At 55.8% G+C, this 26,620-nt stretch carries 26 protein-coding genes; 14 read left to right on the top strand and 12 right to left on the bottom strand.

All coding sequences use genetic code 11. The annotated features are described in order from the left end of the window. Nucleotides 1-55 precede the first annotated feature (55 nt). Genes KO1_RS13165 through nei form a run of 4 tightly spaced genes read left to right on the top strand, consistent with a single transcriptional unit; the run spans nt 56 to nt 3,234 of the window. Nucleotides 56-781 (top strand): DUF969 domain-containing protein, encoded by a 726-nt coding sequence (locus tag KO1_RS13165; protein WP_023320579.1) that lies wholly within the window; start codon nt 56-58, stop codon nt 779-781. Then, the gene (locus KO1_RS13160) at nt 778-1,773 is read left to right on the top strand and encodes a DUF979 domain-containing protein (RefSeq protein WP_023320580.1); all 996 of its coding nucleotides are present in this window, start codon (nt 778-780) and stop codon (nt 1,771-1,773) included. Before KO1_RS13165 ends, KO1_RS13160 begins: the two co-directional genes overlap by 4 nt. A 9-nt stretch (nt 1,774-1,782) precedes the next feature. Then, nucleotides 1,783-2,427 (top strand): pyroglutamyl-peptidase I, encoded by a 645-nt coding sequence (gene pcp, locus KO1_RS13155; RefSeq protein ID WP_023320581.1) that lies wholly within the window; start codon nt 1,783-1,785, stop codon nt 2,425-2,427. A 15-nt stretch (nt 2,428-2,442) separates the two neighbouring features. Continuing rightward, nucleotides 2,443-3,234, top strand: a complete 792-nt coding sequence (gene nei / locus KO1_RS13150; protein WP_017146334.1) for an endonuclease VIII — start codon at nt 2,443-2,445, stop codon at nt 3,232-3,234. 45 nt (nt 3,235-3,279) lie between these two features. On the opposite strand, the gene gltA is transcribed toward nei, so the two are convergent. Both gltA and KO1_RS28980 read right to left on the bottom strand, forming a co-directional pair. Then, on the bottom strand, nt 3,280-4,563 hold the full coding sequence (gltA, locus tag KO1_RS13145; RefSeq protein WP_004100276.1) for a citrate synthase: 1,284 nt from the start codon (nt 4,561-4,563) through the stop codon (nt 3,280-3,282). Between the two features lie 213 nt (nt 4,564-4,776). Next, nucleotides 4,777-4,929 (bottom strand): hypothetical protein, encoded by a 153-nt coding sequence (locus tag KO1_RS28980; RefSeq protein ID WP_418268728.1) that lies wholly within the window; start codon nt 4,927-4,929, stop codon nt 4,777-4,779. A gap of 274 nt (nt 4,930-5,203) precedes the next feature. Here KO1_RS28980 and sdhC point away from each other — a divergent pair, with 274 nt between their 5' ends. From sdhC to sucD, 8 genes are all read left to right on the top strand, one after another. Next, nucleotides 5,204-5,608: a succinate dehydrogenase cytochrome b556 subunit gene (sdhC, locus tag KO1_RS13140; RefSeq protein ID WP_004100277.1), complete on the top strand. Its 405-nt coding sequence runs from the start codon at nt 5,204-5,206 to the stop codon at nt 5,606-5,608. Further along, nucleotides 5,602-5,949, top strand: a complete 348-nt coding sequence (gene sdhD, locus KO1_RS13135) for a succinate dehydrogenase membrane anchor subunit (protein WP_004100278.1) — start codon at nt 5,602-5,604, stop codon at nt 5,947-5,949. The genes sdhC and sdhD overlap by 7 nt, the downstream gene beginning before the upstream one ends. Continuing rightward, nucleotides 5,949-7,715 (top strand): succinate dehydrogenase flavoprotein subunit, encoded by a 1,767-nt coding sequence (gene sdhA, locus KO1_RS13130; protein ID WP_004100279.1) that lies wholly within the window; start codon nt 5,949-5,951, stop codon nt 7,713-7,715. The genes sdhD and sdhA overlap by 1 nt, the downstream gene beginning before the upstream one ends. 15 nt (nt 7,716-7,730) lie before the next feature. Then, nucleotides 7,731-8,447 carry a succinate dehydrogenase iron-sulfur subunit SdhB gene (sdhB, locus tag KO1_RS13125; protein ID WP_004100281.1) on the top strand — a complete coding sequence of 239 codons (717 nt, stop codon included), beginning with the start codon at nt 7,731-7,733 and terminating at the stop codon, nt 8,445-8,447. A 380-nt stretch (nt 8,448-8,827) separates the two neighbouring features. Continuing rightward, a complete protein-coding gene (sucA, locus tag KO1_RS13120; RefSeq protein ID WP_004100282.1) occupies nt 8,828-11,635 on the top strand; it encodes a 2-oxoglutarate dehydrogenase E1 component in 2,808 nt (935 codons plus the stop codon). A 14-nt stretch (nt 11,636-11,649) separates the two neighbouring features. After that, nucleotides 11,650-12,870 (top strand): 2-oxoglutarate dehydrogenase complex dihydrolipoyllysine-residue succinyltransferase, encoded by a 1,221-nt coding sequence (odhB, locus tag KO1_RS13115; protein ID WP_004100284.1) that lies wholly within the window; start codon nt 11,650-11,652, stop codon nt 12,868-12,870. Between the two features lie 103 nt (nt 12,871-12,973). Next, complete coding sequence (gene sucC, locus KO1_RS13110) at nt 12,974-14,140, top strand: ADP-forming succinate--CoA ligase subunit beta (RefSeq protein WP_004100286.1); 1,167 nt, start codon at nt 12,974-12,976, stop codon at nt 14,138-14,140. Continuing rightward, nucleotides 14,140-15,009: a succinate--CoA ligase subunit alpha gene (sucD, locus tag KO1_RS13105; protein ID WP_004100288.1), complete on the top strand. Its 870-nt coding sequence runs from the start codon at nt 14,140-14,142 to the stop codon at nt 15,007-15,009. Before sucC ends, sucD begins: the two co-directional genes overlap by 1 nt. Nucleotides 15,010-15,106: 97 nt before the next feature. Here sucD and KO1_RS13100 read toward each other — a convergent pair whose 3' ends face one another. From KO1_RS13100 to otnK, 8 genes are read right to left on the bottom strand one after another with little or no spacing between them, the layout of a single operon-like run. Continuing rightward, nucleotides 15,107-15,760 carry an aspartate/glutamate racemase family protein gene (locus KO1_RS13100; protein ID WP_023329450.1) on the bottom strand — a complete coding sequence of 218 codons (654 nt, stop codon included), beginning with the start codon at nt 15,758-15,760 and terminating at the stop codon, nt 15,107-15,109. Beyond that, nucleotides 15,757-16,176, bottom strand: a complete 420-nt coding sequence (locus tag KO1_RS13095) for a GlcG/HbpS family heme-binding protein (protein WP_004100290.1) — start codon at nt 16,174-16,176, stop codon at nt 15,757-15,759. The genes KO1_RS13100 and KO1_RS13095 overlap by 4 nt, the downstream gene beginning before the upstream one ends. Before the next feature lie 5 nt (nt 16,177-16,181). Further along, a complete protein-coding gene (locus KO1_RS13090) occupies nt 16,182-17,525 on the bottom strand; it encodes a bile acid:sodium symporter family protein (protein ID WP_016807950.1) in 1,344 nt (447 codons plus the stop codon). Continuing rightward, complete coding sequence (locus KO1_RS13085; protein WP_032727960.1) at nt 17,522-18,358, bottom strand: beta-keto acid cleavage family enzyme; 837 nt, start codon at nt 18,356-18,358, stop codon at nt 17,522-17,524. The genes KO1_RS13090 and KO1_RS13085 overlap by 4 nt, the downstream gene beginning before the upstream one ends. Before the next feature lie 28 nt (nt 18,359-18,386). Further along, nucleotides 18,387-19,163 carry a hydroxypyruvate isomerase family protein gene (locus tag KO1_RS13080; RefSeq protein WP_032727961.1) on the bottom strand — a complete coding sequence of 259 codons (777 nt, stop codon included), beginning with the start codon at nt 19,161-19,163 and terminating at the stop codon, nt 18,387-18,389. Beyond that, nucleotides 19,144-19,953 carry a DeoR/GlpR family DNA-binding transcription regulator gene (locus KO1_RS13075; RefSeq protein ID WP_017146329.1) on the bottom strand — a complete coding sequence of 270 codons (810 nt, stop codon included), beginning with the start codon at nt 19,951-19,953 and terminating at the stop codon, nt 19,144-19,146. The genes KO1_RS13080 and KO1_RS13075 overlap by 20 nt, the downstream gene beginning before the upstream one ends. A 6-nt stretch (nt 19,954-19,959) precedes the next feature. Then, nucleotides 19,960-20,604 carry a 3-oxo-tetronate 4-phosphate decarboxylase gene (gene otnC, locus KO1_RS13070; RefSeq protein WP_017146328.1) on the bottom strand — a complete coding sequence of 215 codons (645 nt, stop codon included), beginning with the start codon at nt 20,602-20,604 and terminating at the stop codon, nt 19,960-19,962. Further along, entirely contained in the window at nt 20,601-21,857 is a 1,257-nt protein-coding gene (gene otnK / locus KO1_RS13065) for a 3-oxo-tetronate kinase (protein WP_024273926.1), read from the bottom strand. The genes otnC and otnK overlap by 4 nt, the downstream gene beginning before the upstream one ends. Before the next feature lie 378 nt (nt 21,858-22,235). Between otnK and KO1_RS13060 the strand changes: the two genes are divergently transcribed. Together KO1_RS13060 and KO1_RS13055 are read left to right on the top strand one after the other, a co-directional pair. Continuing rightward, nucleotides 22,236-22,928, top strand: a complete 693-nt coding sequence (locus KO1_RS13060) for a helix-turn-helix domain-containing protein (protein WP_032727962.1) — start codon at nt 22,236-22,238, stop codon at nt 22,926-22,928. A 382-nt stretch (nt 22,929-23,310) separates the two neighbouring features. Next, complete coding sequence (locus KO1_RS13055; protein ID WP_004100304.1) at nt 23,311-24,213, top strand: LysR substrate-binding domain-containing protein; 903 nt, start codon at nt 23,311-23,313, stop codon at nt 24,211-24,213. A gap of 133 nt (nt 24,214-24,346) precedes the next feature. On the opposite strand, the gene cobO is transcribed toward KO1_RS13055, so the two are convergent. Then, the gene (cobO, locus tag KO1_RS13050) at nt 24,347-24,949 is read right to left on the bottom strand and encodes a cob(I)yrinic acid a,c-diamide adenosyltransferase (RefSeq protein ID WP_023320590.1); all 603 of its coding nucleotides are present in this window, start codon (nt 24,947-24,949) and stop codon (nt 24,347-24,349) included. A 9-nt stretch (nt 24,950-24,958) separates the two neighbouring features. Then, the gene (locus tag KO1_RS13045) at nt 24,959-26,611 is read right to left on the bottom strand and encodes a class I fumarate hydratase (protein ID WP_032727963.1); all 1,653 of its coding nucleotides are present in this window, start codon (nt 26,609-26,611) and stop codon (nt 24,959-24,961) included. Nucleotides 26,612-26,620 lie beyond the last annotated feature (9 nt).

Genomic DNA, 26,620 nt, shown 5'->3' with positions numbered 1-26,620 from the left:
TTAATCAATAAATTAATAACAAACAACACTTCACAACAACATACAGGATGTAATTATGGGAGAGTCATTATCTCTCTGGCCGCTGATCGGCATTGCCGCGATCGTGGTCGGATTTGTTCTGCGTTTTAACCCGGTGCTGGTGGTTATTGTTTCCGGGATCATCACGGGTCTGACGGCGCATATGCCGATCGCGACCATTCTGGAGAAGCTGGGTGAAGGATTTCTCAATACCCGCAATCTGCCGTTTATTCTTCTGTTGCCGCTGGCGGTGATTGGCCTGCTGGAGCGGCACGGTCTGAAAGAGCGCGCGCAGACGTGGATCGCGAAAATCCGCAGCGCCACCGCTGGTCGTCTGCTAATCGTCTATCTTTTCGTGCGTGAAGTGACCGCGGCGATGGGCCTTACCAGCCTGGGCGGTCATCCGCAGATGGTGCGCCCGCTTCTGGCGCCGATGGCGGAAGGGGCGGCGGAAAAAAACTTTGGCGCCTTGCCGGGAAATGTCCGCTATCGCCTGCGCGCGATGTCGGCGGCCACCGACAACGTGGGCCTGTTCTTCGGCGAAGATATTTTCGTTGCCTTCGGGGCGATTATCTTTATGCATAACTTTATGCTGGAGTCGGGGGGCATTCAGACTGAGCCGCTGCATATTGCCTTGTGGGGGATCCCAACGGCGGTATGCGCCTTCCTGATCCACTCTGCCCGCCTGTGGCGCCTCGACCGTCATCTCCAGCGCGAGCTGGACAAGGTTAACGCCGGACAGGCGAAAGGCGGTGCCGCATGAATTTTCAGCAAACCTGGCTGTACTGGCTGGCGGGCGTCGTTCTGCTGGTGGTGGCGGTGATGTCATGGCGCGATAAGGCTAATCCGCGCAGGCTGACAACCGGTCTGTTCTGGGGTCTGTACGGCGTGGTCTTTCTGTTCGGCGACTGGACCTATGCGCTGGTCGGCGACAAGCGCCTCGTCAATATCGGCGTTGGCGTGGTGGTCGTGGTGCTGGCGCTGATCGCCGGATTTGGCGGCGTGCGTCTCGGTCGTTATCACCAGCGCTCGCAGGAAGAACGCAGCGCCAGCGCCGCGCGCCTCGGCAATCGGCTGTTTTTCCCGGCGCTGGCGATCCCGGTAGTGACGGTGATCGGCGTCCTGCTGTTTAATAATTTGCCCTCGCTGCAGGTCGTCATTTTTGGCCCGGGCAATCACGCCACGCTGATTACGCTGTTTTCAATGACCGCGGGCACGTTGATTGGTCTGGTGATGGCTATCCGCATGACCCATGAAACGGCGGTTCAGCCGTTACAGGAAGCTCGCCGTCTGCTGGATTCTGTGGGCTGGGCGTTTATTTTGCCGCAAATTCTGGCGGTTCTTGGGCTGCTGTTTACCGCCGCGGGCGTCGGCAACAGCATCTCCTGGCTGACGCAGCACTATCTGGCGGTGGACAGCCGGTTTATCGCCGTCGCCGTCTATACCCTTGGTATGGCGCTGCTGACGATGGTGATGGGCAACGCGTTTGCCGCTTTCCCCATCGTGACGGCAGGGGTCGGGATCCCGATTCTGGTGCTGCAGCACGGCGGTAACCCGGCGGTGATGGCGGCAATTGGCATGTTCTCCGGCTACTGTGGAACGCTGATGACGCCTATGGCGGCGAACTTCAATATCGTCCCGGCCGCGCTGCTGGAGCTGCCGGACAAAAACGCGGTGATCAAAGCCCAGGTGCCGACCGGCATTATGTTGCTTATCGTGAACGTATTTTTGCTCTATTTCCTGATGTTCCTGTAAGGAGGGATGATGGCTGGCGTATTGATTACCGGTTTTGAACCGTTCGGCGGCGAAGCGGTTAACCCTTCGTGGGAAGTGGTAAAGCAGCTGGATGGCGCTATCATTGCCGGGCAACCGGTGGTGGCGCGGCAGCTGCCCTGCGTCTTCGGCGATGCCCTGATGGCGCTGAACACCGCGCTGGATGAGCTGCAGCCGCGCCTGATCCTGGCGATTGGCCAGGCGGGCGGTCGTGTCGACATCACCGTTGAACGGGTAGCGATCAACGTCGATGATGCGCGGATCCCGGACAATAAAGGTCTGCAGCCCATTGACGTACCGATCGTGGCTGACGGTCCGGCGGCGTACTTTAGCACGCTGCCGATCAAAGCGATCGTTGCCGCGCTGCGCAGCAAGGGGATCCCGGCGTCGGTATCGCAGACGGCGGGGACGTTTGTCTGTAATCACGTGATGTACGGTCTGCTGCATAGCCTGCATAACAGCAGCGGCGTGAAGGGCGGGTTTATCCATATTCCGTATTTGCCTGAGCAGGCCGCGGCTCACCCCGGGGCCGCCAGTATGGCGGTAGAGACGGTGCGTGCGGCGCTGGAAACGGCTATCGCCGTTGCCCTGCAGCAGGATGGCGACGTAAAAATCGGCGGCGGCGCAACGCATTAACACAAGGATATTATTATGCCGGAAGGTCCGGAAATTCGCCGTGCGGCGGATAGCCTGGAAGCGGCGATTAAAGGCGAACCCCTGACTGAGGCGTGGTTCGCCTTCCCGCAGTTACAACATTACCAATCTCAGCTTGTCGGCCAGCGAGTGACGCGCATTGAAACACGCGGTAAGGCGCTGTTGACCCATTTCTCCGGCGGATTAACGCTGTATAGCCACAACCAGCTGTATGGCGTCTGGCGAGTGGTGGATGCGGGGGCGCAGCCAGAAACCACGCGCGTGTTGCGCGTTCGGCTGCAGACGGCGCGTAGAGCGATTTTGCTCTACAGCGCCTCCGATATTGAAATGCTGACGCCCGAGCAGCTCGCCCGACACCCATTTTTGCTGCGGGTCGGACCGGATGTGCTCGATATGAGCCTTAGCGTTGAACAGGTTAAAGAGCGGCTGCTGTCGGCGAAATTCCGCAACCGCCAGTTCTCCGGACTGCTGCTGGATCAGGCGTTTCTTGCCGGATTGGGCAACTATCTGCGCGTGGAGATCCTCTGGCAGGTCGGGCTAACCGGTCGTCATAAAGCCTCTGAACTGGATGAAAAGCAGCTCGATGCGCTGGCCCATGCGCTGCTGGAGCTCCCGCGTTTGTCCTATAACACGCGCGGTCTGGTGGACGACAATAAGCACCACGGCGCGCTGTTTCGCTTTAAGGTTTTTCATCGCCAGGGTGAGGTCTGCGAGCGCTGCGGCGGGATTATCGAGAGGACCATGCTATCGTCGCGGCCGTTTTACTGGTGCCCGGGCTGCCAGCAATAAAAAAACGCGCCTTCAGGCGCGTTTTTTGTCGCTGCGAAAGCTGACTTAGCGGGCGATATCGTTCTTGAAGTCGCGTTTTTCGTAGCCGGTATAGAGCTGACGCGGGCGGGCGATTTTCATGCCGTCGCTGTGCATTTCGTTCCAGTGCGCAATCCAGCCCACGGTACGCGCCATCGCGAAGATAACGGTAAACATCGAAGACGGAATGCCCATCGCTTTGAGGATGATACCGGAATAGAAATCGACGTTCGGGTAGAGTTTCTTCTCGATGAAGTACGGATCGTTGAGCGCAATGTGCTCAAGCTCCATGGCCACTTCCAGCAGATCGTCCTTCGTTCCCAGTTCTTTCAGCACTTCATGACAGGTTTCACGCATCACGGTGGCGCGCGGGTCATAGTTTTTGTACACGCGGTGGCCAAAGCCCATCAGGCGGAAAGAGTCGTTTTTGTCTTTCGCGCGACGGACGAATTCCGGAATGTGTTCAACGGAGCTGATCTCTTCGAGCATCTTCAGCGCCGCTTCGTTGGCGCCGCCGTGTGCCGGTCCCCACAGGGAAGCAATGCCTGCAGCGATGCAGGCGAACGGGTTGGCGCCGGAAGAGCCGGCAGTCCGCACGGTGGAGGTGGAAGCGTTCTGTTCGTGGTCGGCGTGCAGGATCAGAATACGGTCCATTGCGCGTTCCAGAATCGGGTTCACTTCATATTTTTCACACGGCGTGGAGAACATCATATTCAGGAAGTTACCCGCGTAGGAGAGGTCGTTGCGCGGATAAACGAAAGGCTGGCCGATGGAATATTTGTAACACATTGCCGCCATCGTCGGCATCTTGGAGAGCAGACGGAATGCGGCGATATCGCGGTGGCGTGGGTTATTTACATCCAGCGAATCGTGATAGAACGCAGCCAGCGCGCCGGTAATACCGCACATTACGGCCATCGGATGAGAATCGCGGCGGAACGCGTGGAACAGACGAGTGATCTGCTCGTGAATCATGGTGTGGCGCGTCACGATGGTTTTAAATTCGTCGTACTGCGCCTGGGTCGGTTTCTCACCGTTTAACAGGATGTAGCATACTTCCAGATAGTTAGAGTCGGTTGCTAACTGATCGATCGGGAAACCGCGGTGCAGCAGGATACCTTCATCACCGTCGATAAAGGTGATTTTAGATTCGCAGGATGCGGTTGAGGTGAAACCAGGGTCAAAAGTAAATACGCCTTTTGAACCAAGACTACGAATATCAATAACATCCTGACCGAGAGTGCCCTTTAGCACATCCAGTTCAATAGCAGTATCACCACCCAGGGTGATTTTTGCTTTAGCATCAGACATTTATGGTCTCCTTAGCGCCTTTATTGCTTAAGACTGCCGGGGTGGTGGATTTGCATTCGGCCCGTAGCAGATGACGTTACCAGTTTGTTATGTTGCACATCGCTCTGCGTCGCGAAAGGGGCAGGGTACAGAGCAAGGGCGCTTGATGGTACGTCTTCAGCCTACGATGAAACAGCAGCAAATCAGCGTTTTAGCAGCCCGAATATTATAAAACTATATACCACTAATAACTGTCCTGATTACATCGGTCAATACTCTCTCACTGTTGCATAACTTATTCTCAGGTAAAAGAGTGACCCCATAACTTTTGCGTATTATTGCATTTATCTGGTAATGGTTGTAACAATAATGTTTAATATTTGTCAAATCAGATGATTAAAAATTAAAAATATGTTGTTATCGTGACATAGATCACTGTTCGGGAGAAAACCCGACAAACTATATGTAGGTTAATTGTAATGATTTTGTGAACGGCCTATACTGCCGCCAGGTCTCCGGAACACCCTGCAATCCCGAGCCACCCAGCGTTATTTTGTCACGCTTTAACTCCTGGAAAGGCGTTTTAACATGACTTTTAGTTATAGATAAGGACGCTGTCTGACCCGCAAGCAGACCGGAGGAAGGAAACAATAAGAACAGCATGTGGGCGTTATTCATGGTAAGAAATGTGAAAAAACAAAGACCTGTCAATCTGGATCTGCAAACGATCCGGTTCCCAATCACGGCGATAGCGTCCATTCTCCATCGCGTATCCGGAGTGATCACCTTCGTGGCGATCGGGATTCTGCTATGGCTGCTGGGCACCAGCCTTTCCTCTCCCGAAGGTTTCCTCACAGCGGCATCCATTATGGATAGCTTCTTTGTGAAATTCATCATGTGGGGCATCCTGACCGCGCTGGCGTATCACGCGGTGGTCGGTATCCGCCATCTGCTGATGGATTTTGGCTATCTTGCAGAAACTCTCGAATCAGGGACACGCTCCGCCAAAATTTCTTTTGTTATTACTGTCGTGCTTTCACTTCTCGCAGGAGTCCTCGTATGGTAAGCAACGCCTCAGCACTAGGACGCAACGGCGTACATGACTTTATTCTGGTCCGTGCTACCGCTATCGTTCTGACCCTCTACATCATCTATATGGTTGGCTTCTTTGCCACCACCGGTGAAATTTCATGGGAAGTCTGGACGGGCTTTTTCTCCTCCGCGTTCACTAAAGTCTTCACCCTGCTGGCTCTCGTTTCCATTCTGATCCACGCCTGGATCGGCATGTGGCAGGTGTTAACGGACTACGTTAAACCACTGGCCGTGCGCTTAATTCTGCAACTGCTGATCGTTGTTGCGCTGGTGGCTTACGTTCTTTATGGATTTGTTGTGGTGTGGGGTGTGTAATGAAATTGCCTGTCAGAGAATTTGATGCAGTTGTGATTGGTGCCGGTGGCGCAGGTATGCGCGCGGCGCTGCAGATTTCCCAGAGCGGCCAAAGCTGTGCGCTGCTCTCCAAAGTTTTCCCGACCCGTTCCCATACCGTTTCCGCACAGGGCGGTATCACCGTCGCGCTCGGTAATACCCATGAAGATAACTGGGAATGGCACATGTACGACACCGTTAAGGGGTCGGACTACATTGGCGATCAGGATGCCATCGAATATATGTGTAAAACCGGCCCGGAAGCGATTCTGGAGCTGGACCATATGGGTCTGCCGTTCTCGCGTCTCGATAACGGCACGATTTATCAGCGCCCGTTCGGCGGCCAGTCGAAAAACTTCGGCGGCGAGCAGGCGGCACGAACCGCTGCGGCGGCTGACCGTACCGGTCACGCCCTGCTACATACTCTCTATCAGCAGAACCTGAAAAATCACACCACGATTTTCTCCGAGTGGTACGCGCTGGATCTGGTGAAAAACGCCGATGGCGCGGTGGTCGGCTGTACCGCCCTGTGCATCGAGACCGGTGAAGTGGTTTACTTCAAAGCCCGCGCTACCGTGCTGGCGACCGGCGGCGCCGGCCGTATTTATCAGTCCACCACCAATGCGCATATCAATACCGGCGACGGCGTTGGCATGGCGATCCGCGCCGGCGTTCCGGTACAGGATATGGAAATGTGGCAGTTCCACCCGACCGGTATTGCCGGGGCGGGGGTTCTGGTGACCGAAGGCTGCCGCGGCGAAGGCGGCTATCTGCTGAATAAACACGGCGAGCGCTTTATGGAGCGTTATGCGCCGAACGCGAAAGACCTGGCGGGTCGCGACGTGGTGGCGCGTTCCATCATGATCGAAATCCGTGAAGGTCGCGGCTGCGACGGTCCGTGGGGCCCGCACGCCAAGCTGAAACTCGATCACCTCGGTAAAGAAGTGCTTGAGTCCCGCCTGCCGGGTATCCTGGAACTCTCCCGTACCTTTGCCCACGTCGACCCGGTGAAAGAGCCGATTCCGGTCATTCCAACCTGCCACTATATGATGGGCGGTATTCCGACCAAAGTGAGCGGCCAGGCGCTGACCGTCAACGAGCAGGGCGAAGACGTGGTGATTCCGGGGCTGTTTGCGGTAGGCGAAATCGCCTGCGTATCGGTACACGGCGCAAACCGTCTGGGCGGCAACTCGCTGCTTGACCTGGTGGTCTTTGGCCGCGCGGTAGGTCTGCATCTGCAAGAGTCTATCGCCGAGCAGGGCGTACTGCGCGATGCGACGGATGACGAGATCGACGCTTCTCTGGAACGTCTGAACCGCTGGAACGGCAACCGGAATGGCGAAGATCCGGTCGAAATCCGCAAAGCGCTGCAAGAGTGTATGCAGCATAACTTCTCGGTATTCCGCGAAGGGGATGCGATGGCGAAGGGCCTTGAGCAGCTGAAAGCCATCCGCGAGCGTCTGAAAAACGCCCGTCTGGATGATACTTCCAGCGAGTTCAACACCCAGCGCGTTGAGTGCCTGGAGCTGGATAACCTGATGGAAACCGCTTACGCCACCGCAATGTCTGCAAATTATCGTACCGAAAGCCGCGGCGCGCATAGCCGCTTCGACTTCCCGGATCGTGATGATGAAAACTGGCTGTGCCATTCCCTGTATCTGCCAGAGTCGGAATCCATGACGCGTCGTAGCGTCAATATGGAACCGAAACTGCGTCCGGCATTCCCGCCGAAGATTCGTACTTATTAATGCGGAGACAGGAATATGAAACTCGAGTTTTCAGTTTATCGTTATAACCCGGACGTAGACGATGCTCCGCGTATGCAGGATTACACCCTGGAAGCGGAAGAGGGTCGTGACATGATGCTGCTGGATGCGTTAATCCAGCTGAAAGAGAAAGATCCGTCGCTGTCGTTCCGTCGCTCCTGTCGTGAAGGGGTATGTGGTTCCGACGGTCTGAACATGAACGGTAAAAATGGTCTGGCGTGCATCACGCCGATCTCCGCGCTGAATCAGCCGGGTAAGAAAATTGTTATCCGTCCGCTGCCAGGATTACCGGTTATCCGTGATTTGGTGGTAGACATGGGGCAATTCTATGCACAATATGAGAAGATTAAGCCTTACTTATTGAATAATGGGCAAAATCCTCCGGCTCGTGAGCATCTGCAGACGCCAGAGCAGCGTGAGAAACTCGATGGTTTGTACGAGTGTATTCTCTGCGCATGTTGTTCGACTTCTTGCCCGTCGTTCTGGTGGAACCCGGACAAGTTTATCGGCCCGGCTGGCCTGCTGGCCGCGTATCGCTTCCTGATCGACAGCCGCGATACCGAAACCAGCGATCGCCTCGAAGGGCTGAGCGATGCTTTCAGCGTATTCCGCTGTCACAGCATTATGAACTGCGTCAGTGTGTGTCCTAAGGGGCTGAACCCGACGCGCGCCATCGGCCATATTAAGTCGATGCTGCTGCAGCGTAGTGCGTAAGTAACCCGGTCTGTCCCGGATGGCGCTACCGCGTATCCGGGCAATCCGAAGCAGTAGCCCCGGCAAGCGTTCGCGCCGCCGGGGGATATAGCAGGAAATCTTTAAAAACCGCCAAATATGTACCAGTAATCAAGGCGTTCAGAGCGAGGTAAGGCGGCAACTGAACGCATCCCCGGGAGCATAGTGAACTATGTGACCGGGGTAAGTGAAGGCAGCTAACGCAACCGCAGCCTGAACGCCGAAGATTAATGGCAGTTTTTAAAGGTTCCTTAGCGGACGAAACCACAACTCCTCCGCAACAAGTGAACCCCGGCACGTACAACTTCTGTGCGTGGTAGTTTCTACGGCGAAATAAGCATATAAATGCTTAAGGGATCACGATGCAGAACGGCGCAATGAAAGCCTGGCTGGACTCTTCTTACCTCTCTGGTTCGAACCAGAGCTGGATAGAACAGCTCTATGAAGACTTCTTAACCGATCCTGACTCTGTTGACGCCAACTGGCGTTCTATGTTCCAGCAGTTACCTGGCACCGGAGTCAAACCGGATCAATTTCATTCCAAAACGCGTGATTATTTCCGCCGCCTGGCGAAGGATGCCTCGCGTTACACTTCTTCGATTTCCGACCCTGACACCAATGTGAAGCAGGTTAAAGTCCTGCAGCTCATCAACGCATACCGCTTCCGTGGTCACCAGCATGCGAATCTCGATCCGCTGGGACTGTGGCAGCAAGAGAGAGTGGCGGATCTCGATCCGGCTTACCACGATCTGACCGAGGCCGATTTCCAGGAGATCTATAACGTAGGTTCTTTCGCCATCGGCAAAGATACGATGAAGCTGGGCGATCTGATCTCCGCCCTTAAGCAGACCTACTGCGGCTCCATCGGCGCGGAATATATGCATATTACCTCCACCGAAGAAAAACGCTGGATCCAGCAGCGCATTGAGTCGGTAGCAGGCAAAGCGAACTTTAGCGCCGAAGAGAAAAAACGCTTCCTCAGCGAATTGACCGCGGCGGAAGGCCTGGAGCGCTACCTCGGCGCGAAATTCCCGGGCGCTAAACGCTTCTCGCTGGAAGGCGGCGACGCGCTGATCCCGATGCTGAAAGAGATTATCCGCCACGCGGGTAAGAGCGGCACCCGCGAAGTGGTGCTGGGTATGGCGCACCGCGGACGTCTGAACGTGCTGGTCAACGTGCTGGGTAAAAAACCGCAGGACCTGTTCGACGAGTTCGCCGGTAAACATAAAGAACACCTCGGCACCGGTGACGTGAAGTACCACATGGGCTTCTCTTCCGATATGGAAACCGAAGGCGGCCTGGTGCACCTGGCGCTGGCGTTTAACCCGTCGCATCTGGAAATCGTCAGCCCGGTGGTTATCGGCTCCGTCCGCGCTCGTCTCGATCGTCTCGACGAACCGAGCAGCAACAAAGTTCTGCCGATCACCATTCACGGCGACGCCGCGGTAACCGGCCAGGGCGTGGTTCAGGAAACCCTGAACATGTCCAAAGCGCGCGGTTACGAAGTCGGCGGTACCGTACGCATCGTTATCAACAACCAGGTGGGTTTCACCACTTCCAACCCGCTGGATGCGCGTTCTACCCCGTACTGTACCGATATTGGTAAAATGGTCCAGGCGCCTATTTTCCACGTGAATGCCGATGATCCGGAAGCGGTCGCTTTCGTGACTCGCCTGGCGCTGGACTTCCGTAACACCTTTAAACGCGATGTCTTCATCGACCTGGTGTGCTACCGCCGTCACGGCCACAACGAAGCCGACGAGCCGAGCGCAACCCAGCCGCTGATGTATCAGAAAATCAAAAAGCATCCGACCCCGCGCAAAATCTACGCTGACAAGCTGGAAGCGGATAACGTCGCGACGCTGGAAGACGCCACTGAGCAGGTTAACCTCTACCGCGACGCGCTGGATGCCGGCGAATGCGTGGTGAAGGAGTGGCGTCCGATGAACATGCACTCCTTTACCTGGTCTCCGTACCTCAACCACGAGTGGGATGAGAGCTATCCGGACAAAGTTGAACCTAAGCGTCTGCAGGAGCTGGCAAAACGCATCAGTACGGTACCGGAAGCCGTTGAAATGCAGTCGCGCGTGGCGAAAATCTACGGCGATCGTCAGCTTATGGCCGCCGGCGAGAAGATGTTTGACTGGGGCGGCGCGGAAAACCTCGCCTACGCCACGCTGGTCGATGAAGGCATTTCGGTGCGTCTGTCCGGCGAAGACTCCGGGCGCGGAACCTTCTTCCACCGCCATGCGGTGATTCACAACCAGAAAAATGGCTCAACCTATACGCCGCTGCAGCACGTGCACAACGGCCAGGGCCATTTTAAAGTCTGGGACTCCGTGCTGTCGGAAGAAGCAGTGCTGGCGTTTGAATACGGCTACGCCACCGCTGAGCCGCGCACCCTGACCATCTGGGAAGCGCAGTTCGGCGACTTCGCCAACGGCGCGCAGGTGGTCATCGACCAGTTCATCAGCTCCGGCGAGCAGAAATGGGGCCGTATGTGCGGCCTGGTGATGCTGCTGCCGCACGGCTACGAAGGCCAGGGCCCGGAGCACTCCTCCGCGCGTCTGGAGCGCTATCTGCAGCTCTGCGCTGAGCAGAATATGCAGGTTTGCGTACCGTCCACCCCGGCGCAGGTTTACCATATGCTTCGTCGCCAGGCGCTGCGCGGCATGCGTCGTCCGCTGATCGTGATGTCGCCGAAATCGCTGCTACGTCACCCGCTGGCGGTATCAAGTATGGACGAACTGGCTAACGGCACTTTCCAGCCGGCGATCGGTGAAATCGACCAGCTCGATCCGAAAGCAGTGAAGCGGGTTGTGCTGTGCTCTGGTAAGGTTTACTACGACCTGCTGGAACAGCGTCGTAAAAACGAGCAAAAAGATGTCGCTATCGTTCGCATAGAGCAGCTCTATCCGTTCCCGCATCAGGCGGTACAGGAAGCGCTGAAGCCTTATGCGCACGTGCATGATTTTGTCTGGTGCCAGGAAGAACCGCTCAACCAGGGCGCGTGGTACTGCAGCCAGCATCACTTCCGTGAAGTGATTCCGTTTGGGGCCTCTCTGCGTTATGCAGGCCGCCCGGCCTCCGCCTCTCCGGCGGTAGGATACCTGTCCGTTCACCAGAAACAGCAACAAGATCTGGTCAATGACGCGCTGAACGTCGATTAATTAAAGGATACATAATGAGTAGCGTAGATATTCTGGTTCCCGACCTGCCTGAGTCCGTAGCTGACGCAACGGTTGCCACCTGGCATAAAAAACCGGGCGATGCGGTTGTTCGTGACGAAGTGCTGGTAGAAATCGAAACTGACAAAGTGGTACTGGAAGTACCGGCTTCAGCGGATGGCATTCTGGACGCGGTGATTGAAGACGAAGGCGCCACCGTGCTTTCCCGTCAGATCCTCGGCCGCCTGCGCGAAGGTAACAGCGCGGGCAAAGAGTCCGGTGCGAAAGCTGATGCTAAAGAGTCGACTCCGGCCCAGCGTCAGCAGGCTTCTCTGGAAGAGCAAAATAACGATGCGCTGAGCCCGGCAATCCGCCGTCTGCTGGCGGAACACAGTCTCGACGCGGCAGCCATTAAAGGCACCGGCGTTGGCGGCCGTCTGACCCGCGAAGACGTTGAGAAACACCTGGCGAAAGCGCCAGCGAAGGCGGAGGCCCCGGCCGCAGCGCCAGCCGCTGCTCCGGCTCCACAGCTGGGCAATCGCTCTGAAAAACGCGTGCCGATGACCCGTCTGCGCAAGCGCGTTGCCGAGCGTCTGCTGGAAGCGAAAAATTCTACCGCCATGCTGACGACCTTCAACGAAGTCAACATGAAGCCGATTATGGATCTGCGTAAGCAGTACGGCGAAGCGTTTGAAAAACGTCACGGTATCCGTCTGGGCTTTATGTCCTTCTACGTGAAGGCGGTAGTGGAAGCGCTGAAGCGCTACCCGGAAGTGAACGCCTCTATCGATGGCGATGACGTGGTGTACCACAACTACTTCGACGTCAGCATGGCGGTCTCTACGCCGCGCGGCCTGGTAACGCCGGTTCTGCGCGATGTCGACCTGCTGGGCATGGCGGATATCGAGAAGAAAATTAAAGAGCTGGCAGTAAAAGGCCGCGACGGCAAGCTGACCGTAGACGATCTGACCGGCGGTAACTTCACCATTACCAACGGCGGCGTATTCGGTTCACTGATGTCCACGCCGATCATCAACCCGCCGCAGAGCGCGATTCTGGGTATGCATGCCATTAAAGATCGCCCGATGGCGGTGAATGGTAAGGTAGAAATTCTGCCGATGATGTACCTGGCGCTCTCCTACGACCACCGTCTGATCGACGGACGTGAATCGGTAGGCTACCTGGTAGCGATTAAAGAGCTGCTGGAAGACCCGACTCGTCTGCTGCTGGACGTGTAGTCAGCAAGAGTATTACCTACCGTAGGCCGGATAACGCGCCCTGGCGCCGTTATCAGGCCTACAGGTTTAAAGATAATTATTTCCTGAAGGATGGACTGAACACATGAACTTACATGAATATCAGGCAAAACAACTTTTTGCCCGCTATGGCTTACCGGCGCCGGTGGGTTATGCCTGTACTACTCCGCGTGAAGCAGAAGAAGCCGCTTCTAAAATCGGCGCGGGTCCGTGGGTAGTGAAATGTCAGGTTCACGCTGGTGGCCGCGGTAAAGCGGGCGGTGTGAAGGTAGTAAAAAGCAAAGAAGACATTCGCGCATTTGCTGAGCACTGGCTGGGCAAGCGCCTCGTCACCTATCAAACAGATGCGAACGGCCAGCCGGTTAACCAGATTCTGGTTGAAGCCGCGACCGATATCGATAAAGAGCTATACCTGGGCGCGGTAGTTGACCGCAGCTCCCGTCGCGTGGTCTTCATGGCCTCCACCGAAGGCGGCGTGGAAATCGAAAAAGTGGCGGAAGAGACTCCGCATCTGATCCACAAGATCGCCCTCGATCCGCTGGCGGGCCCGATGCCTTACCAGGGTCGTGAACTGGCGTTTAAACTGGGTCTGGAAGGTAAACAGGTTCAGCAGTTCACTAAAATTTTCATGGGCCTGGCGACCATTTTCCTTGAGCGCGACCTGGCGCTGATCGAGATCAACCCGCTGGTTATCACCAAACAGGGCGATCTGATCTGCCTCGACGGCAAGCTGGGCGCTGACGGCAACGCGCTGTTCCGCCAGCCGGATCTGCGCGAAATGCGCGACCAGTCGCAGGAAGATCCGCGCGAAGCGCAGGCTGCGCAGTGGGAACTGAACTACGTCGCGCTGGACGGCAACATTGGTTGCATGGTTAACGGCGCGGGCCTGGCGATGGGCACCATGGACATCGTTAAGCTGCACGGCGGCGAACCGGCTAACTTCCTTGACGTTGGCGGCGGCGCAACCAAAGAGCGCGTCACTGAAGCGTTCAAAATCATCCTCTCTGATGACAACGTAAAAGCGGTTCTGGTTAACATCTTCGGCGGTATTGTACGCTGCGACCTGATTGCCGACGGCATCATCGGCGCGGTTGCCGAAGTGGGCGTTAACGTACCGGTAGTCGTACGTCTGGAAGGTAACAACGCCGAACTGGGCGCGAAGAAACTGGCTGACAGCGGCCTGAATATTATTGCAGCGAAAAGTCTGACGGATGCAGCTCAGCAGGTTGTTGCCGCAGTGGAGGGGAAATAATGTCCGTTTTAATTAATAAAGACACCAAGGTTATCTGCCAGGGTTTCACCGGTAGCCAGGGCACATTCCACTCTGAACAAGCCATCGCTTACGGTACGCAAATGGTCGGCGGCGTCACCCCGGGCAAAGGCGGCACCACGCATCTGGGCCTGCCGGTATTCAATACCGTTCGCGAAGCGGTCGAAGCCACCGGCGCAACCGCATCCGTCATCTACGTTCCGGCGCCGTTCTGCAAAGATTCTATTCTGGAAGCTATCGATGCTGGCATTAAGCTGATTATCACCATCACCGAAGGTATCCCGACGCTGGATATGCTGACCGTGAAAGTGAAGCTCGACGAAGCGGGCGTGCGCATGATCGGGCCGAACTGCCCGGGCGTGATCACTCCGGGCGAATGCAAAATCGGCATCATGCCGGGCCACATTCACCAGCCGGGTAAAGTGGGCATCGTTTCCCGTTCCGGTACCCTGACCTATGAAGCGGTTAAGCAGACCACCGACTACGGCTTTGGTCAGTCCACCTGCGTGGGCATCGGCGGCGACCCGATTCCGGGATCCAACTTCATCGATATCCTGAAACTGTTCCAGGAAGATCCGCAGACCGAAGCGATTGTGATGATCGGTGAGATCGGCGGTAGCGCGGAAGAAGAAGCGGCCGCTTACATCAAAGATCACGTGACCAAACCGGTTGTCGGCTACATCGCCGGCGTGACCGCGCCGAAAGGCAAACGTATGGGGCACGCGGGTGCCATCATTGCGGGTGGTAAAGGGACGGCGGATGAAAAATTCGCCGCTCTGGAAGCCGCTGGCGTGAAAACCGTTCGCAGCCTGGCCGATATCGGCGAAGCGCTGAAAACCGTCATTAAGTAATAAGTAAAAAAACAGCCCTGACTTTCTGCATGGTCAAGGGCTGGTCCAGTTTCGACATGGTTGGCCATCTGATGATGGCCTTTTTTTTGCCCGTAACTCAGCTCTCCGCCAGCGCTTTCAGCCAGCGAATCCCGCTTTCTGGTGAGGTCATGACCGGTACCGGCGGGGCAGGGAGCTGCTGCAATACCCGGGCCATCGAGGCTTGCGCCAGCATCACTACATCCGCCTGGCTAAACGCGCTTTGTAGCCCTTCACTGACGATTCGGTCATGGGTATCCATATCGCCTGCCAGCAGCGCGTGGAATGCCTCTTCCATTAATATGGGGGTAATGGCGCGCGGCTTACCGCTCTCCTGTACTTTGCGCTGGACGTAATCCAGCGTCGGCTTTAGCGTGGTCGCTACGGTTGCCAGCACGGCGATACGCTCGCCTTTTTCAATCGCTTCTTCGACCATCGCGCTGTCAATACGGGCGAGCTGAAGCGGCGTGAGAAACTGGCACTGTTCCACCGCCGTGCCAATAGAAGAGCAGGCGGTAATGAAAATATCGCAGTCCGCTTTTTCGGCAATATGCACGTAGTCGGCAATGCGGGCGGCAATATTCGGCGTTACCCCTCCGGCCTTCATTACCTGCTTGATCATGGATTCTTCCACCAGATGCATGACTTCCACTTCCGGCATGATATCGGCAATCAGCTGCTGCATCATCGCGAGCGTCGCTGAACTGGTGTGCAGCATAGCGATCTTTTTCATTGGGCTATCTCCTTAAGCAAATTTTCTGCGACGGCCAGCGCCGCGTCGTGATCTTCCTGTGCCGATAGCCCGCCTACCGCGACGGCGCCGAGACATTTACCGTCGTACAGAAGCGGGACCCCGCCGGGCAGGGCGGTAAAATGCGGATCGGCAAAGTAACTGATGTCCAGCTGCTCTTTTTGCAGGCGCTGTAAAAATGCCTGCGTGGTACAGCCGAGGCGACTGCTGGTATGCGCCTTGCGCTGGGTAAGTTCAATGGTTAACAATTTGGCATTGTCCATCCGCGCGAAGCTGAGCAGCTCCCCGCTGGCGTCGCACACCGCTACGCTTAGCGGGCGCTTTGCATAGCAGGAGTCAGCGAGGTCAAGCGCGAACGCTACGGCGCGTAAAGCCTGTTCCAGAGTGAGAGTCGTCATGGTGATTATCCTTTTGAAAGATGTTCAGAAACGGTTTGAGCGGGGTTGTTCGCGGCGGCCTGCGCCTGTCGGGCGTCCTTTTTGCGCCAGTAGTTCGCCAGCAGCGAGCCGCTGACGTTGCCAAGCGGAGTCATCACCGCGGAAGCAAGGCCCACTGTTGCCAGCTTGCCCATCGCGGCGGCAAGCCCCGACGCCATTCCGCCGTTTTGCAGTCCGACTTCAAAGGCCACGGTACGGGCGGACTGTACGTCCATGCGAAAGATCCAGCGACTCATCAGATAACCAATCAGGAAACCGCCGAGGTTATGCATCAGCATGGCGAAACAGAGCAGGAAGCCGACCTGCACCAGGTTGTCGCGTCCCGCAGCGGCGGCGGTGGTCGTGAAGAAAATAATCCCTATCATCGAGATAGTCGGCATGATTTTCTTAATACCTTCAACGCGACCGTACAGCCAGTTGTAAAACAGCGCCCAGACGAGACCGCCAGCCACGAAGTTGACAACCACGGCGTACATTTGCGCTTCGGCGCCGGCGCTGGCGAACAGCGTGTTCCAGCCTCCGGCGCTCATATACAGCAGCCACAGGGCGCCGAGCCCGGCCAGTCCCTGCACAATACGGCGGCCGCGTATACTGGCGTAGGTTTTCAGGTAGTCGTGTAAGATCGCCGCGCCGATCGGGATGAGCACGATTTTCACCACGTCCATCACCATTGCGGTCAGCTGAATATCGATCATCGAGCCCGCCAGCAGGTTAACCCACAGCGGCGTCATCACCGTGGCCGCCAGGGTTGATACTGCCGCTATCGATACCGCCAGCGCCAGGTTAGCGTTGGCGATGTAAACCATCACCGTCGAAGAGAGGCCGCTGGGACACGCGCCAATCAGCAGGATGCCCACCGCGACTTCCGGCGGAAAGTTGAAGACCAGGGTAATGGTCAGGCCGAGCAGGGGCATAATGACAAAATGGCAGAAGGTACCGATAAACACCGCCCACGGCATTTTGGCGACATCGATAAAATCCTGGATCGTCAGCTTGGTGCCCATGCTGAACATAGTGGCCTGGATGACCAGGAAAACGATCCATTTATGGGTGATGTTAAAGCCGCCCCAGACGATCAGATCCGTAGACCAGGTCATCGCGGCAACGAAACCGGCGATGATCCACAAGGTAAACTGATAGCTGCGTAACCCCGGCCAGTATCCTGCTCCCGCCGCAAAACCGGCGGTGAACATCACCAGCCCAGGCTGCCAGAGCGCGGGTGAATGCATCAGCGCGCCAACCGCCGCCAGGGCGGCGCCGGCGATGCTGACGCCGAGACCGGTTTTGTGAATAACAGTGGTCATAGTCATAGCGAAATGTCCTTTCTGTTGTTATTGCTGCCGGGGGGAATAGATAACATTTGCCGCGCAATGTCGGGCGTGGCGACTTTCTTATCCATGCTGCGAATCAGGGTGGCGAGTTTGGCGACCTGCTGATAGTTATTCTGGGCTTTTTCTTCTGCGCTTAAATAATAGCTATCCTCAAAGCCAATTCGAACCTCGCTGGCGCCCATGGCGACCGCGGCAGCGATAATATCGAAATTCTTTCTGCCAAAATGCGTTATTCCCCATAAGGCCTCGCGGGGGAGCATGCTGCGCATGGCAATTAATGTATCAATCGTGGCGGGGGTACTGCCGCGATGCCCCAGTACAATATTAAACAGCATCGGGGTTTTGAATTTTATATTTTCCTGCAGAGCCAGGATGTTATTAATCATGCCAATTTCGAAAACTTCAAATTCGGGAATTATGTTATGCGCGATGATTTGTCTTGCACAATATTCGACGTCCGGGCCGGGATTAAAGTAAACGGCATCGCCAAGGTTAACGGAGCCGACGTTAAGCGACGCCATCTCAACTCCTGAGCAGGCCAGGGGCGCGCAGCGTTCGGCGATGGACAGCGAAGAGACGCCGCCGGTAGAGGCCTGAATTATCAGGTTTGAATGGCGCATCACAGGGTCGATTGTGGCCTGAAAATCGACGGTGTCCGGCGTCAGACGCCCCTGCTTATCACGGACGTGCAGATGAACAATCGCCGCGCCATATTCTACGCTGGCGAGTATTTCCTGCGCCAGTTCTTCGGGTATGACTCGAGGGCAATCCGCGGCAACGGGCGCCAGCGAGATAATAACGGTATCCGACATATTTTCCTCCGGTACAGAGAGATTAAAATTACAGGTAAGGCGTTATCCAGCGTAATGATTCGGGGCCTGATGTTGAGGGTTGATATTCACAACCAATCCAGCCCTTGTAGTTCATTTTTTTAATAAAATCGAATAACCATGCTTCATTTAATTCGCCGGTCCCAGGTTCATGGCGATAAGGAACGGAAGCAATTTGAATATGTTTGATAAGCGTAAAGTAGCGTTCAATATTTTTGGCGACGTTGCCGTGAATTTTCTGGCAGTGATAAATATCAAACTGTAAACCGATATTGTTCCTGGCGACCTGGTCAATGATTGCTGCGGCCAGCGGAAAGCTATCAATAAAATAGCCGGGCATATCCTGCGAGTTTAATGGTTCAATCAGCACGTCTATTCCCGCAACAGCCAGCACATCGCAGGCGATACGCAGCCTGTTGCGCAAGAGCTCAAGCTGGGCCTGATGCGTCAGAGCATCGCAGCGCAAGCCCGCCATAACGTGAACCCGGCGGCAGCCCAGCGCCGTGGCATAATGACGAGCCCGCTCCAGACTGCGGTGAAACTCCTCTTCGCGCCCGGGTAGCGCTGCCAGCCCGCGTTCACCCTGAGACCAGTTGCCTGCCGGAGCGTTCATCAGCACCAGCGGTAGAGACGTTTGCCGCTGTGCCGCCTGCAGCTGTTCCAGCGGGTGTTGCCAGAGAAATAGCCCTTCAATACCGTGAAAACCGGCCGCTTTTGCCGCCTGGAAACGGGCCGCTATCGGTAAATCGGTAAATAGCCAGTCGAGGTTAGCCGCGAGCTTCAGCATGATGCGCTCCCTCCCGGCTATCTACCAGATGCAGTTTCACCCCCTGGCTGGCAATAGTGTGTTGCGCATCCTCCGGTAGCCGGTTATCAGAAACAATATCGGTCAATTGCTCCAGCCCGCAGATATGGAACATGCCGTATTTGCCAAATTTACTGCTATCGCAGACCAGTACCCGACGCCGGGAAACGGTGAGCACCGCCTCCTTGACCGAGGCTTTCCCTTCGCTCGGCGTTGACATCCCGCGTTCGGTATCCCACGAAGAGGAGCTCAGAAACGCCACGTCAATATTAATGGTGCGAAGAAAGCTGGCGGCGCTTTTACCAATGCTTGAGCGGTTGCGCTGGTCCACCAGGCCGCCGGTGTGATAGAGCGTGATATGCGGCATATCCATCAGGTAGTGGCTGATGGAAAAGTCGTTGGTGACGACCGTCAGGTTAAAACAGCGGCTGGCGGCCACCGCTTTCGCCACTTCAAACAACGAGGTGCCGGCATCGAGGTAGAGCGTTTGACCCGGCTCGATGAGCATCGCCGCCAGCTGGCCCATTTTGCGTTTTACTTCATGATGCAACTCCGCTTTCTCTCGCCACGGCAGCTCGGATTTAAGCAGGTTATTGAGCTTCACGCCGCCGTTAATGGCGATAACCTTGCCTTCTTCTTCCAGCAGCTGAATGTCGCGGCGTACCGTCATATGCGACACGCTCATCAGCTCCGCCAGTTCATTGAAGGAGGCGGCGTTTTTTTCATGCACGTAGCGGTAAATAAAGTCGCGCCGTTGTTCCGGGATCATCATCGCACCTCAGGCCGGTCGGGATTGTTCGAGTTCGGCCACTGCTGCTTCTGAGAGCGGGACATAGCCGAGCGGTTTTAAGGTCAGCCAGATACGGGCGCTGTCTTCCAGTTCTTCGGCGTTAAACACCGCCTCGCGCAGCGAGCGACCGCTCACTACCGGCCCGTGGTTGGCCAGTAGCGCCGCCGTATGGTCTGCGGCGATGTCACTGAGCGCGCTGGCAATGCCCTCGTGTCCGGGTTTGAAATAGGGCAGCAGCGGCAGCCGTCCGACGCGCATCACGTAGTACGGCGTTAGCGGCGGCAGGCAGTTTTCCGGCGTGGCGCACGGTAGACAGGAGAGCGCGGTCAGCCACGGAGAGTGCAGATGTACTACGGCCCCGCAGGAAGGCCGGTGGCGGTACCACGCCAGATGCATAGGGACCTCTTTTGACGGCTTATCGCCGCTGAGATGCACGCCATCGGCATCCAGTCGACTCAGGGTGGCGGCCTGCAGTTCACCCAGACAGGAATTGGTTGGGGTCACCAGATAGCCGCCGTCCGGCAGCTTCACGCTGAGATTGCCGGAACCGCCGCTGCTGTAGCCGCGCATAAACAGCGAGCGCCCATAGTGGACCAGCTGTTCGCGGAGTTGGTGTTCACTCACCGGATTCATGATGGATACTCCTGGGCCGTAAAAAAGAAATCTTCGTCGCCAAAGTTGCCTGACTTCAGGGCCAGCGCCAGGCCGGAGGAGAAGACCCAGGGTACGCCCGGCGCGATCGCTCTGCCGACGGCCAGGCGCTTCACCTGTAGCGCTTCCACGACGGTGCCGGAGGTTTCTCCGCCAGCGACAATAAAGGTGTTGACGCCTGCGGCCAGAAGTTTGGCGCTCAGCCGGGCGAAAGTGCGTTCGATTGCCCGACTGGCGGCCTGTTCGCCGTATTCCTGCTGAATGCGCTGTAGCGCCTCTGGCGGCTGGGTGGCATAAAGTAGCGGCGCGAGCGGGTCGTTGATATGCGCCATCGCCCAGGTAGACAGCTCGTCGCTGTAGCTTTCGGTATCCGACAGGCAGCGGGCAACGTCAAGCAAACAGGATGCCGCCTGGGCTTTATAGCGGTTGACCTGGCGGTTGCTCATCGTCGAACAGCTGCCGGAGAACACGACTGCTCTGGCGGGAGAGGGAAAGCGGTGCGGCGACGCAACAGGATGACCACCAGCGTTAGCGGCCAGCGCGCCGCCGAGACCGGAACCTCCGGCCAGCAGCGGATACTCCTGCAGCGCCTGAGCCAGGGTATGGAGATCGGTGTCGTCCAGCGTATCGACAATCACATGGCGCGTTCCTTCAATCTGATAGCGTTCTAAGGCGCAAGTGACCGCTTCCACACCGCTGCGAATCGTATTGAGAGCAATGTGCCCAACCGGGCTGGCCGTCTGCGCGGCCAGCAGGCGCGGTACGCTGGCATCGGTCATCGGATTTAGCGGATGTTTTTCCATACCGGATTCGTTAAGCAGCACCCCGTTCACAAACAGATGGCCGTGGACCACCGTGCGCCCATTTTGCGGCAGAGCGGGGCAGTGAACGATTAGCGGGGCCTGAATGTCGTTCATCAGCGCATCGCTTACCGGGCCGATGTTGCCCGCCGGCGTGGAGTCAAAGGTTGAGCAATACTTGAAATAGAGCTGGCGGACGCCGGCGTTTTGTCTTAGCCAGCGGGCGCAGGCCAGGGACTGGGCGACGGCCTGTTCTGCCGGTAAAGCGCGGCTCTTCAACGAGATGACGATAGCGTCAACCTCTTCGTTCCAGCACTGAGTGATATCGGGCATGCCGGGCAGCAGCGCGACTCGCCAGCCCTGTTCAGCCATAAAGCTTGCTATATCCGTTGCGCCGGTAAAATCGTCGGCGATAACGCCTGTAGTGACGGCCATGGATCCACTCCGTTCAAGTTGTTTTCACATTGAACCTATTATTCAGGAGGGCATTTCACATTCACATGATGATTCTCACAAACAACAACATCACGAAAACGCATGGTATTTTTATAACTGTATGAAATATAACAATTAATCATTTGTCGGTCAGAAATTTGTGCTCACAGTTTTCTGTGAAGATTCGTTAAAGTTTGAGAACGCTGGCCGCCTGAGCGCGGGCAGCTCTCAGGCATCGACCTCCTGAACCGGCGTAACGGTTGTGCATTTTGATCATATTCATCTGTTTAAATGAGATTATTTTTTGCGTCAGTCATCATCCTTTTTATCCGTAATATTTTGCATATTAACCGCTTACAAAAGCTTACGGAGAATAAGATGGCGGAAAATAAAAGGGATAATGGCATCGTTTTTTTTAGTTCGTTAACAGATGTTTTTTCGCGGGCAACGGGGCTGACGGCGACGGTTATTAAGGTAACCGACGGTCGCTTGCCCGATTGCTATGCGGGGGCAGAGTTCTTTTCCCTACCGCTGGTTCAAAGCAATAAAATATGCGGGTATATTATTTTTGACCATCGAGCAGCAACCGATAATAATCATCGCTCGGCGGCGATAAGGCTTCTGCATTTCATCGTTAGTCATTACTCAGCGATGGAAGAAGCAGAGGAGGAAGGTGCGAGACAGGCGCGACAAAAGAGCACTTTTTATTATGCGCAAAAATCGCCGCATGAAATAAAACTGGCGGCTGCGCTGCGCTATATTGATGAACATTTATATGATGAGCTGTCTCTGGAATCTGTTGCCGCCCATGTTTGTCTCAGCGCTAACTACTTCAGCCGTTTTTTTAAAAAGCGTCAGGGCGTAAATTTTAAGGTGTGGGTCAATCAGAAGAAAATGCAGCGTGCCGGAGAGCTGCTCGGGGACCCGGCTAATTCCATAGACAGCGTGGCGCGTAAGCTTCAGTTTGCGCAAACCAGCTACTTTTGTCGGGTGTTCCGCGCTGCTCACCGCACGACCCCCCAGTCGTTCCGCGAACGGAACCTCTGGAGATCTTCACCTCGCATCGGTTAGCCTCGAATTCAGGCTAATACAGATTTTTCCTGGAGCATTCATAATGTGTGCCCGATCGCGGAATTTTTCAATTATGCCCATGGCCAGGTAATTAATTCCCATTGGCTCTCTTCATGTCTTCGCTAATAAACAAGTTAACGTGAAAAAATATTGACAACTTAATGCTTTTAATTGTGCAGAAATCACGTTGTTTAAATTGTCTTTATTGTAGCGCCTGGGTATCATTGGTTATTATTTGATCAGTGATAGTATGCATTAATCATGGAATAGATCAATGACACCTGACGGTAAAATAAAATATAACACCGGGGGCTAACCTGATGTCCTTGCGCGCTTTTTTTATCTATTAAACAATTTTTGCACGCCGTAAATGGAAGACGTTATGAGAGGAAAAATACCGAAAACTGAATTACTGGTGACTTTTGAGGTTGTGGCTCGCCATGAAAGTTATACCCGGGCAGCGGAAGAGTTGGCTTTAACACAAAGCGCCGTGTTCCGACAGGTCACGGCGCTGGAGGATTTCCTCCATACGTCATTATTTAATCATGCTAAAAAAAGGATTTTTTTAAATGAGGCCGGCAAGCATTATTTGTCTATCGTTAAAGAAACGTTGAACAAACTGGAGCGTGATACCAATTCGATTATGACCTGGCAACCGACGGTGCAGGTTCTTGAACTGGCCGTTAATCCCACCTTTAGCACCCACTGGCTGATCCCCAACCTGCGCGAGTTTAATAAATTAAATCCTGACATCATCGTTAATATTCATTCGCTGGCCAGCATGAGTGATTTTCTGAGCCGCGAGTACGATGCCGCCATTATGCGCGAGGATTTTTGCTCGCCGTGGTCTGAAGTGGAGTATCTGTTTGAAGAGGAAATTTTGCCGGTGTGCGGCTGCGGACTGCTGTCGGAACCCGGGCAAAAGCTGGCGGTGGAGGAGCTGCTGGGCGAATTTCCGCTGCTGCATCAAAGCACGCGGATTCACGGCTGGCAGGAGTGGTTTGCGCTGTCGAATATCACCAGCCCGCAGATCAACATCGGTCCACGTTTCGATCTGCTCTCGATGCTGATTGCGGCAGTGCGTTCAAATCTGGGAGTCGCGCTACTGCCGCGTTTTGCCATTCAGCATGACCTGGATAGCGGTGAGATGGTGATCCCCTGCGATGTGCCGATTCGTACCGGTAACCGTTTTATTATGACGTGGCAGGAGGATAAAACGGAATCCCGTCATTTGCAGGTATTTCGCGACTGGCTGCTGCAAAAATCGGTGGTGTCGGCTGCCTGACGGCGCTTTACCCGGGCTTCTGGCCCGCAAACGGCGGTGAACCCGTAGCCCGGGCAAGGCGCGTTGAGCGCCGCCCCCGGGAGCAGCGCGCAGAGTAGCCCAGGGAGCAGAACGCAGCGCGAGCCGGGTCAAACTACCAGTCGATTCCTGCCTGCGCCTGAATACCTCCGTCAAAGGCGTGCTTCACCGGGCGCAGCTCGCTGACCGTATCGGCAAGCTCCAGCAGGCGGGCATGGCAGCCGCGGCCAGTAACAATCACGTTCTGCTGCGGCGGACGATTGACAATAGCGGCAATTACTTCCTGTGGATCCAGATAGCGATACGCCAGCATATACGTGAGCTCATCCAGCACCACCAGATCGTAGCTCGGATCGGCCAGCATGCGCTTACTCTCTCGCCATACGGCCGATGCCGCCTCCATATCCGTTTCCCGGTTTTGCGTTTCCCAGGTAAAGCCGGTGCCCATAATGTGAAACTCAACGCCCAGAGGATGCAGCGTATTGTACTCTCCATTATCCCACTGGCCTTTAATGAACTGGGCAACGCCGACGCGCTTACCATGTCCGACGGCTCGCGTTGCCGTACCAAAGGCGGCAGTAGATTTGCCCTTACCGTTGCCGGTGAAGACGATCAAGATGCCTTTTTGCTCCGTTGCCGCCGCCACGCGGGTATCAACCTGCGTTTTCAGCTTCTGCTGGCGCTGACGATGGCGGTCAGGATTGCCTCGCGCGTGCATAAATGCTCCTTAGTGCCCTGCCGGACAGGTGGCGCAGCGGTGCTGCTGCTCGAACTGGCTAAAGAAGTTGTTGCCTTTGTCGTCAACCAGCACAAACGCGGGCAGGTTTTCGACTTCCATCATCCATACCGCTTCCATGCCCAGTTCCGGATACTCAAGGCAGCGTAAACTTTTCACGTACTGCTGCGCCAGCAGGGCCGCCGCACCGCCGATGCTGCCGAGATTAAAGCCGCCGTGTTTCAGGCAGGCTTCGGTCACCTGCGGGCTGCGGTTGCCTTTTGAGAGCATGATCAGACTCCCGCCCGCGGCCTGGAAAGCATCAACATACCCGTCCATCCGTCCGCCGGTGGTGGGACCCAGCGAGCCGCAGGCAAGATTGTCTGGCGTTTTCGCCGGTCCGGCGTAGTAGACGATATGATTGCGCATGTAAGCCGGCATCGGTTCGCCATTATCCAGCCGCTCTTTAATTTTGGCATGGGCAATATCGCGGGCGACGACAATTGGACCGCTCAGCGACAGCCGGGTACCGACCGGCAGGGCTGACATATCGCGAAGGATATCGCGCAGCGGCCGATTCAGGTCGAGCTGGACGGTCTGCGCCCCGTTTTCTATCCGCTGAGAATCAGGAATGAACTTGCCCGGGTTATGTTCCAGCTTCTCCAGCCAGATGCCGTGCTTGTTGATTTTGGCTTTAATGTTTCGATCGGCGGAGCAGGAGAGGGCCATAGCGATAGGGCAGGAGCCGCCGTGCCGCGGCAGGCGGATCACGCGAATATCGTGAGCGAAATATTTGCCGCCAAACTGCGCGCCGATGCCGAACTCGCGGCTGGCGTTAAGCAACGTTGCCTCCAGCGCAGTATCGCGAAACGCCTGGCCCAGCGCATTTCCGCTGGTGGGCAGATTGTCATAATATTTGGTCGAAGCCAGCTTCGCCACTTTCAATGCCTGATCCGCCGAGAGGCCGCCCACCACAAAGGCGATGTGGTACGGCGGACAGGCGGCGGTGCCCAGCGCTTTCATTTTTTCTATCAGGAAGGCGGTGAGTTTTTCCGGCTGCAGGATGGATTTTGTTTCCTGAAACAGCGCTGCTTTGTTCGCCGAGCCGCCGCCTTTGTTGACGAACAGGAAGCGGTATTCGCTACCCGGCACGGCGCTGATGTCGATCTGCGCCGGCAGGTTGGTCTCCGTGTTGACCTCGGTGTACATATCGAGGGGGGCATTTTGCGAATAGCGTAAATTATTTTCCTGGAAGGTGTTGTAGACGCCCTGACTCAGGGCTTCAGCATCGTTGCCGCCGGTCCAGACGTTCTGGCCTTTGTTCGCCACGATGGTTGCGGTCCCGGTATCCTGGCAGTTTGGCAGCACGCCTTTTGCCGAGACTTCGGCGTTGCGCAGCAGCTGCAGCGCAACGTATTTATCGTTACTACTGGCCTGCGGATCGTGCAGGATACTGGCGATCTGTTTTAAATGTCCGGCGCGCAGGAAAAATGAAGCCTCATAAAATGCCTGCTGAGCCAGCAACGTTAACGCTTCGGGCGCAACCTTGATGACCTCTTCACCATCTAACTCTGTCACCTTAACATGTTGATTACTGAGTAGTTCATATTCCGTATTATCTTTACTCTGCACAAAGAGTTCCTGCCAGACAAAGGGTTTAGACATGTGACATCT

It is taken from the genome of Klebsiella oxytoca NBRC 105695 (assembly GCF_001598695.1).
GTDB classification, from domain to species: Bacteria; Pseudomonadota; Gammaproteobacteria; order Enterobacterales; family Enterobacteriaceae; genus Klebsiella; species Klebsiella oxytoca.
This window is presented reverse-complemented; position numbering and strand designations above follow the sequence as displayed.

Bases quoted from the DNA above. Each gene is read 5' to 3' on its own strand.
- sdhB (WP_004100281.1), top strand. From the start codon at position 7,731: ATGAAACTCGAGTTTTCAGTTTATCGTTATAACCCGGACGTAGACGAT.
- KO1_RS13055 (WP_004100304.1), top strand. From the start codon at position 23,311: ATGAGAGGAAAAATACCGAAAACTGAATTACTGGTGACTTTTGAGGTT.
- gltA (WP_004100276.1), bottom strand. From the start codon at position 4,563: ATGTCTGATGCTAAAGCAAAAATCACCCTGGGTGGTGATACTGCTATT.
- KO1_RS13085 (WP_032727960.1), bottom strand. From the start codon at position 18,358: ATGTCGGATACCGTTATTATCTCGCTGGCGCCCGTTGCCGCGGATTGC.
- odhB (WP_004100284.1), top strand. From the start codon at position 11,650: ATGAGTAGCGTAGATATTCTGGTTCCCGACCTGCCTGAGTCCGTAGCT.
- sdhC (WP_004100277.1), top strand. From the start codon at position 5,204: ATGTGGGCGTTATTCATGGTAAGAAATGTGAAAAAACAAAGACCTGTC.
- nei (WP_017146334.1), top strand. From the start codon at position 2,443: ATGCCGGAAGGTCCGGAAATTCGCCGTGCGGCGGATAGCCTGGAAGCG.
- sdhD (WP_004100278.1), top strand. From the start codon at position 5,602: ATGGTAAGCAACGCCTCAGCACTAGGACGCAACGGCGTACATGACTTT.
- KO1_RS13075 (WP_017146329.1), bottom strand. From the start codon at position 19,953: ATGATGATCCCGGAACAACGGCGCGACTTTATTTACCGCTACGTGCAT.
- otnK (WP_024273926.1), bottom strand. From the start codon at position 21,857: ATGGCCGTCACTACAGGCGTTATCGCCGACGATTTTACCGGCGCAACG.
- KO1_RS13160 (WP_023320580.1), top strand. From the start codon at position 778: ATGAATTTTCAGCAAACCTGGCTGTACTGGCTGGCGGGCGTCGTTCTG.
- KO1_RS13060 (WP_032727962.1), top strand. From the start codon at position 22,236: ATGGCGGAAAATAAAAGGGATAATGGCATCGTTTTTTTTAGTTCGTTA.
- sucD (WP_004100288.1), top strand. From the start codon at position 14,140: ATGTCCGTTTTAATTAATAAAGACACCAAGGTTATCTGCCAGGGTTTC.
- pcp (WP_023320581.1), top strand. From the start codon at position 1,783: ATGGCTGGCGTATTGATTACCGGTTTTGAACCGTTCGGCGGCGAAGCG.
- cobO (WP_023320590.1), bottom strand. From the start codon at position 24,949: ATGCACGCGCGAGGCAATCCTGACCGCCATCGTCAGCGCCAGCAGAAG.
- KO1_RS13100 (WP_023329450.1), bottom strand. From the start codon at position 15,760: ATGAAAAAGATCGCTATGCTGCACACCAGTTCAGCGACGCTCGCGATG.
- KO1_RS13080 (WP_032727961.1), bottom strand. From the start codon at position 19,163: ATGCTGAAGCTCGCGGCTAACCTCGACTGGCTATTTACCGATTTACCG.
- sucA (WP_004100282.1), top strand. From the start codon at position 8,828: ATGCAGAACGGCGCAATGAAAGCCTGGCTGGACTCTTCTTACCTCTCT.
- otnC (WP_017146328.1), bottom strand. From the start codon at position 20,604: ATGAATCCGGTGAGTGAACACCAACTCCGCGAACAGCTGGTCCACTAT.
- KO1_RS13045 (WP_032727963.1), bottom strand. From the start codon at position 26,611: ATGTCTAAACCCTTTGTCTGGCAGGAACTCTTTGTGCAGAGTAAAGAT.
- KO1_RS13165 (WP_023320579.1), top strand. From the start codon at position 56: ATGGGAGAGTCATTATCTCTCTGGCCGCTGATCGGCATTGCCGCGATC.
- KO1_RS13090 (WP_016807950.1), bottom strand. From the start codon at position 17,525: ATGACTATGACCACTGTTATTCACAAAACCGGTCTCGGCGTCAGCATC.
- sdhA (WP_004100279.1), top strand. From the start codon at position 5,949: ATGAAATTGCCTGTCAGAGAATTTGATGCAGTTGTGATTGGTGCCGGT.
- sucC (WP_004100286.1), top strand. From the start codon at position 12,974: ATGAACTTACATGAATATCAGGCAAAACAACTTTTTGCCCGCTATGGC.
- KO1_RS13095 (WP_004100290.1), bottom strand. From the start codon at position 16,176: ATGACGACTCTCACTCTGGAACAGGCTTTACGCGCCGTAGCGTTCGCG.